The sequence below is a fragment of the Pseudomonas caspiana genome, assembly GCF_002158995.1.
In the GTDB taxonomy this organism is placed as follows: Bacteria; Pseudomonadota; Gammaproteobacteria; order Pseudomonadales; family Pseudomonadaceae; genus Aquipseudomonas; species Aquipseudomonas caspiana.
In genome coordinates this window covers 1-6629 of sequence record NZ_LOHF01000015.1, presented here as the reverse complement: position 1 = coordinate 6629, position 6629 = coordinate 1, and the positions used below count along the sequence as shown (strand labels likewise).

Here is a 6629-nt window from a genome sequence, read left to right as displayed (position 1 = left end):
CCCCCCCCCGGAAACAAGCACAGACTGAATGGATCGGTGCATGGAGAATCCCGGCCATGGCAACGCTTTCCGTAACCTGAAGATAAGAAAACTATCCAAACGAATATCAACGGTTTATGACGATAAGCCATTTAACGGAGAAGGTCTTTGTCGCACCACTAAATGATGCCAATATAATATTATCTAGCTGGCATCATCGGGAGTGGAGGATTATGAATAAGAAAAAGTATGCAATCATTCCTGTCTCGCTGCTCGAACGAATCTCAGCATCAATGACCGATGATGCGATGAACATGCCCTCGGTGATGCTGGAACTACAGGCGCTACTTTCAACACCAACCGAGCTTCACATGACGCAGGACCTTCGCTTTATTTTGAGCAGGCCCAATTTTGGCTGCCAAGCTACTGCGCAGGTGCTACGAGGATTGGGCCACTATGTTCCAGAACGCACTGAAGACGAGCAGGCGGCAACCATTCACTGGCTGCTGAATCACTACCTGCGAGATCCACATAACTGGCGCATTAATTCTCTTGAAGAGTTCAACGCGGCAGCAGCGCTGCTGAAAAACGCAGCAGATTATTAGCCATACAGCACAAACCCTGCCGCGACATAGCGCGACCCTCCTCCGGAATCAGAGCCGATTGAACCCTTGCAGCGCCGCCGTGACTAAACAGTAACGACCAAGGGAGAGCAAGGCTATGGGTAATCCAGAAAGTTGGAACGTGTTAGCTGCCATCATGAATATGCCCCTGCTGTGGATCATAGTGGCGGTCATTTTGGTGGTAGTAGAGTTTTTGGTAGTGATGCGAATAATCAAGAGCGAAGGCAGCCGCGAAAGCAAATGTCTCTGGATTTTGGCTCTGGTATTCGTTCCCGTTCTGGGGTTGCTGGCCTGGATAGTAATGGGCCCGAAGACCAAGACAGTCCGCTCAGAATCTCGCGGCTGACCGGTCTCCCTACTGGCGCAACGTTTGCAACGTACACCAGTAGCAACACTCGAAAGACGTAATGTTGACGCGAAATCAACACACCAGCTCATGGACGCAGCGATGCGCCGGGAATCCCCAGGAGATACACCGTGTCAACTCTCAGTGAAATCGCAGCGAATCATGCGAAAGCCGCTAAAACACTGGATGCAGAGTCGACTTTGCTCAAGGCGCTATGCACTCCGCCATCGCATACATGCGATACACCTGCCAATACTCATTCAGCGCAGGTACCGTCTCATGCAACTGCAACGATTGATGAGCGCCTTGCGGGACAGCGGATGTATGCTCGAACAGAGGCTGGCATGCAGCATTGCGGTCAGTGACTGTTGCGTTCACTAGGGATTTTGAGTGCGCGCAAAGGATAAGGCGCGAGATAAGGCCGCTATCTGTTAGCGGCCTGCTCGTCTGCGGTTAACAGCTTTTCAACAATATTTCCTAAACTGCTGAATAGTAGCCAACAAAAAAGGGCCCACCTCTCGGTGAGCCCTTCTAGACCGGCAGCAGGACCGGATTTTGTTTGGTAGGCGCGACTGGACTCGAACCAGCGACCCCCACCATGTCAAGGTGACCGTGAGTATCCGCTAAGCTATTGATTATAAATGGATATAGCCGTTAACCAAAGCAACCAGAACAGTGCGAACCACCCTATAAGAATCAATAACTTACACCTGTATTTTGCTACAGCTTTTCGCCGAATGTGCGGGTTAGCAGGTGTATGACATCTGCGCCTTCCATGGGCCTCCAGTGCCCATGGATCACCTTCCCCCCGCTCCTTTCCCCATTGAATCGTACGGAAAGTGGTACGAGCTGCAGCCCCTCCCCGGCGTGCTGCCGACGAACACCACTCCTAAATCAGACACACCTCGATTACTGTATGCGCATACAAAGCTTGAGTTTACCTACCATGAACATCGACGAAGACACCTCAGCGCGGCTTGGCCGCCCTACGTTCCTGGAAATGTACAAGCACCAATAAGCCCTGCTGGGAGGCGAGCCCCTCCAAACTCAGGCGCTGCTTAGTAAAGCTTGGGCAAACATTGCAGAGATCGTAGAGACCTCCGAAGAAGTGGATACCGGCAAAATCTCTGTTGAATGGCAATCAAGAAAGCACTCGCCAACATCGCCTAACCGCAAGACTAAAGCTCTTTTAAAAAAATACAAAACCATCATACTTACAACATATAAATAGCGCTTAATTTCATATTTTAGCCAGTATGAAGAACCGTCTATTAGCCTGCCTTCTAGCCTCCATTGGTTTCAAAAGCAAAAGCTATTCAAGCAACAGTAAAAATCAATCCCTCTCTAAAAAATCAACTCACAAATACTCACTTATCTACCCAACCTGAAAAAAACTGACATCCTAAACACAAGCCTGCACGGCGAAGCATCACTCGCTCAAGCCATTCAGCTTTTTTTTAATTTCAAACGTGATAAAACTCGATATACCAAATACGAACAGCACTCAATCAAAATCATGAAAATTGCGAAATACTCAAAAATTAAAACTCTGAACACAAAAAACTCAAAAACTATATTCATCACAAGAAAAACAATGGGTATAGATGCTTTCACACCAATCATACTTATTATCATTGCCACAAGCATTGTGTATTACCTTCTACCTCTCAGCTACCTATAACAATATCGCTTTCTCACCTGAGAGCTTTTTTTAAAGGCGCGAGTTATCTTATTGTTCTTTTCTGACATTAACTGATAGGCTAGTTCTTCGATCTTTATACAGCCCTCACAAACGCTTTGTCTCGTACCACCGCCTACCTTGAGTCCAAGATGCATCAGACTGGATCTGCGCAAATCACCCCCAGCCAGAAGCACCTTGCGACACAGAGCATCACATATCTCTCGCGGCAGCACATTCGCGCATTACAGGAAGTCAGGAATAACGCTGCTGCGGCGATCATCAATACCCTAAATAGTGGTTTTACCAACCAAAGTCTAGAAGACAGATTAGTGTGAAGTATTTCAGCGCTGTTAAATCGTCCTTCGATTGCCTGGTAGCGGAAATCGCTCTTCAGCACAGGTCAGCGCGACACGGCGAGAGGTAATAGTGAAGTTGATCAGGACGCTATCTGCTTGCTTGGCAGGGTTCATCCTTCGTTTACGTGACCATAACAACGCTGGCCATTAAACACATAGGCAGCCAATCAGATCGGGTTCACAGTAATTCTGACCTGAGAGTTTCAGTCCGGCTCGGGCATGATCGAACTCGCGGGATTACGCAAGCTCAAGTATAGCGCTTGCTTAAGCTGCCCGCTTACCCGCCCTGCCCACCCGCTCCTGTCCCATGAGGGATCGGACTAGGCGTTTATGCCGCGTCTCAGCGATTGCTACCAGGATTTTAGCTTCATATGTTTCGATGCCTTGGTTATAGAAGGCATCGGGCCTTATAACCTAATAACTTTATTTTAGTGATTATTACTATGCCTCACCTCAACTACTAAATTCTCCAATGAAATCTTACTAATAACTGAATTGATATTCCTTCTGTTGGTAACGTCGAGATTCGCATCCCACTCATCAAGTAGTATTATTTTTTGTATACTATTCAAAAGCAGTTTAAGCTCAGCGATTTGCGCCTGACCAGTTGAAACTTCGTTGAATTCTCCGCAAAATCTCGCCCCGGGAGTGACTAGAATCGACTCTTTGTAAAGACCTTTCAAAATCTTAAGCAGTGATGATTTCCCCGACCCATTATCTCCAGATACAAGTAGTCGAGCAGGCTGTACAGATTCACTAGAGACAAGGTCCATCAGCTCATTAATGCTGTATTTTTTCTGGGAATTAACGTCTTGAATAGAAATTTTCTCGCGACTTAGCTGACGACTAAGATCCTGTTTATCAAGGCTCGAGACAAATGACAGAAGGTTCCTGATTTTTTGTCTCATTAATATGAAATGGCTTAGATACAAACTCAGCGAATGAACACTACCAAATAGTTGCAGCGATCTAGGCAGCAACGCTACTAACACACCCAATTCAACATGAGAACTGCTACCAAAAAAATAAATTGACGCGGTTACTATTGTGACGGAAATCACTATGGGTGCGCATGCAACCATTTGCTCTAATTTATTGTAACGCTCTGCAAAGCCATAAAACGACTTTGCTTTAGAACTAAATTTTCCCCCTTCAGAAGCCCCCATCAAGGTGGTGCCAAACATACCATTAACTATTAAGCCATCAATATCAAGCAGAGCTGAAATCTTGCTACTCTGCACTTCACTGGCGAGACTGTTAATTTTCGACTTAGAAACATAAACCAGCACTAGAGAAACTATTAGAGATACACCCACAGCGCTTCCAATCCAAACACCGAGACTAAAGAAAAACACCCCCAGCGTGAGTACAACATTCAAAACCATCGACAGAATATTTATGTAGAATGGCACAGCAGCTTGAATGGTGGAAAGCGCTTCAGAAGATAGCCATTGATTAATTGACCGACGATTTTTCTCAGAACTCAAACCAATATCTGAGCAAAAAACCTCAACAGACTTGAACACATAGCTGTTCCATATCTGATTCTGTGCCTTTACCGAAAATATTTCACCGATAGAACTGACAAGGTAAGCCACCAACGCCAAAAAGAAAAAAATAAGAATTTCAATTTTTCCTTTAGCGAGATCACCAACTGAGACCGATGAACCGGCAAGTGCAATACTCCAAGTGGACGCAGCTAAAACTAGCTGTTGAACACCAGTAACAATTAAACAAATTATAAAAAAACGATTCCGAATAAACATTTTTCTACACCATAAAATAGTGATAGCCGACCAAAGCAACCATCAACACTATCAAGAACTTCGCAGCCCTCATTGCAAGTAACAAAAGCTGCCTTCTTCGAGCAGCCCTAGCCAAAAGAACTTGACCAGAAGTAAAATTTAATAAATTTTTTATTAGAGAACTTTTTAATAAATGCATTTAGAAACACAACCTTAGTGACTGGCGAATATACCTTTCCTTTTAACAGCACTAAACGAGGTATCTGGCAGATTTTTTGAGAAGGTGGCGGAAGCCGGCGAGGAAAAATCTTTAGACATTTCAACATTCCTTAGTCAAATTTAGTGAAAGCCGACCCCAGTAATAGGAATCATTCTCATGATCTAATGTGTTACAAATCTTGTCAATCGCCCGATTTGATAAACGCTTTTTTTCGGCGTTTTCCATGAACCGTCCTTCGTCTGAACGACAGCGGTAACCTCTACTTTTTGGATAGCAAACGAGCGTGGATAAGGTCCGCTGGGGATGGTTGCCGTTCTGGGCGAAGGGGAATATGCCTGACCCGATCAGTGCGCGGGTCGAGACAGTGGCAACCGGGGTGTTTTTCAAACAACTTTGTCCTAATGACCGTGTGCCAATGGGTGGTTTGAATGGGTCAACGATCCTGCCGACCCGAAGAAAAAGCAGCCCTACTTCATAAGGCTGAAAAGCCATACGCCGATGTTCTTTGGCGGACTGGCGCAGGTGACGCCCGGGCTGGAGCCGCGCGAAGAGGATGGCTTTGTGATTATTACGGCGGCCAGTGACCAGGGCATGGTCGACATCCACGACCGGCGACCGCTTGTGATGACACCGGAATTTGCGAACGAATGGCTTGAGGTGGACTTATCGCCCGAGCGGGCAGCAGAGATCGCGACGGAATGCTGCAAACCGGTCGACGATTTCGAGTGGTACCCGGTTAGCAAAGATGTGGGCAACGTTAGAAATCAGGGCGCACAGTTACTGCACCCCGATCCCCATGCCTAGAACATCATTTCCTGATATGAAAGCCCTCTTCCCCCTTTTGAGTCGGGACCATTCCTAACACTGACTTGAGCTCACGCCAGGGGTATTTGCCCCGTTGCGCAGCTGGACAGTCTTCAGCGTTTACGAATGGCTCCCCGGACAGATCAACCTGCTGAGTAGCGAGGCATTGAGTACAAACCATAAAGCTTCCCATCATCGACCAGCGTCCAGTCCAACCAATAACTTGGTCGCTGATGCGGTCGCTATCACTCAGGGATTCGCAGTACTCGTAAACATCAAACTCCTTTGGCATAACTCCTCCTTGTGCACAAAATCGGTGAATACCGAAAGCTCACCTTTTTGAGTTTAGGAGCTAAGACAGGACGCGTAATGCCACCGGTCGCAAACGACCTCCACATTGATCAGAAAAGCCCTCCAAGATCAGCCGGTGCCCAGTTGGTTATAACCAACTCTCCACTTACTTCGGCCTGAACCTGCCGCTGATTAGTGGTGGTGTAACGGATGCTCAAGGTTTCCAAGTGGAAACCATCGAAAACCCGGCGAATATCCGGATGGTCGTTGATGCTGACCATCACCTTGCCTTTGCAGCGCCGCATGAAGTCGGCCATCCGCTCGTAATTCTCAAACGCAAAGTCGACGCCATAGCCGCTGGTCTGCCAATAGGGTGGGTCCATGTAATGAAAGGTGTGGGCACGGTCATAGCGTTCAGCGCAATCCAGCCAAGGTAGGTTTTCAACGTAGGTGCCGGACAACCGTTGCCAGGCTGCAGACAGGTTCTCTTCAATCCGGAGCAGATTGATGGCAGGCGCAGTCGTAGCAGTGCCGAACGTCTGGCCAGCAACCTTTCCAGCGAAGGCATGGTGCTGCAGGTAAAA

5 protein-coding genes and 1 pseudogene are annotated in these 6629 nt (G+C 47.2%); 3 read left to right on the top strand and 3 right to left on the bottom strand.

Annotation, left to right across the window (positions count from 1 at the left end):
• Positions 1 to 212 precede the first annotated feature (212 nt).
• Positions 213 to 584, top strand: coding sequence for a hypothetical protein (locus AUC60_RS17270; RefSeq protein WP_087270064.1), 372 nt, complete (start codon positions 213 to 215; stop codon positions 582 to 584).
• A 115-nt stretch (positions 585 to 699) separates the two neighbouring features.
• Entirely contained in the window at positions 700 to 948 is a 249-nt protein-coding gene (locus tag AUC60_RS17265) for a PLD nuclease N-terminal domain-containing protein (RefSeq protein WP_087270061.1), read from the top strand.
• Between the two features lie 2465 nt (positions 949 to 3413).
• Here the strand turns inward: AUC60_RS17265 and AUC60_RS17250 are convergent.
• The gene (locus AUC60_RS17250; protein ID WP_087270052.1) at positions 3414 to 4751 is read right to left on the bottom strand and encodes a hypothetical protein; all 1338 of its coding nucleotides are present in this window, start codon (positions 4749 to 4751) and stop codon (positions 3414 to 3416) included.
• Positions 4752 to 5230: 479 nt separating this feature from the next.
• Between AUC60_RS17250 and AUC60_RS17245 the strand changes: the two are divergent.
• Positions 5231 to 5754, top strand: a pseudogene (locus tag AUC60_RS17245) (SOS response-associated peptidase family protein); the annotation flags it as partial.
• A 4-nt stretch (positions 5755 to 5758) separates the two neighbouring features.
• Here the strand turns inward: AUC60_RS17245 and AUC60_RS17240 are convergent.
• Positions 5759 to 6046, bottom strand: coding sequence for a hypothetical protein (locus AUC60_RS17240; RefSeq protein WP_087270049.1), 288 nt, complete (start codon positions 6044 to 6046; stop codon positions 5759 to 5761).
• Between the two features lie 109 nt (positions 6047 to 6155).
• A partial coding sequence (locus tag AUC60_RS17235; protein WP_144443268.1) for a DNA adenine methylase occupies positions 6156 to 6629 on the bottom strand: 474 nt, incomplete at its 5' end.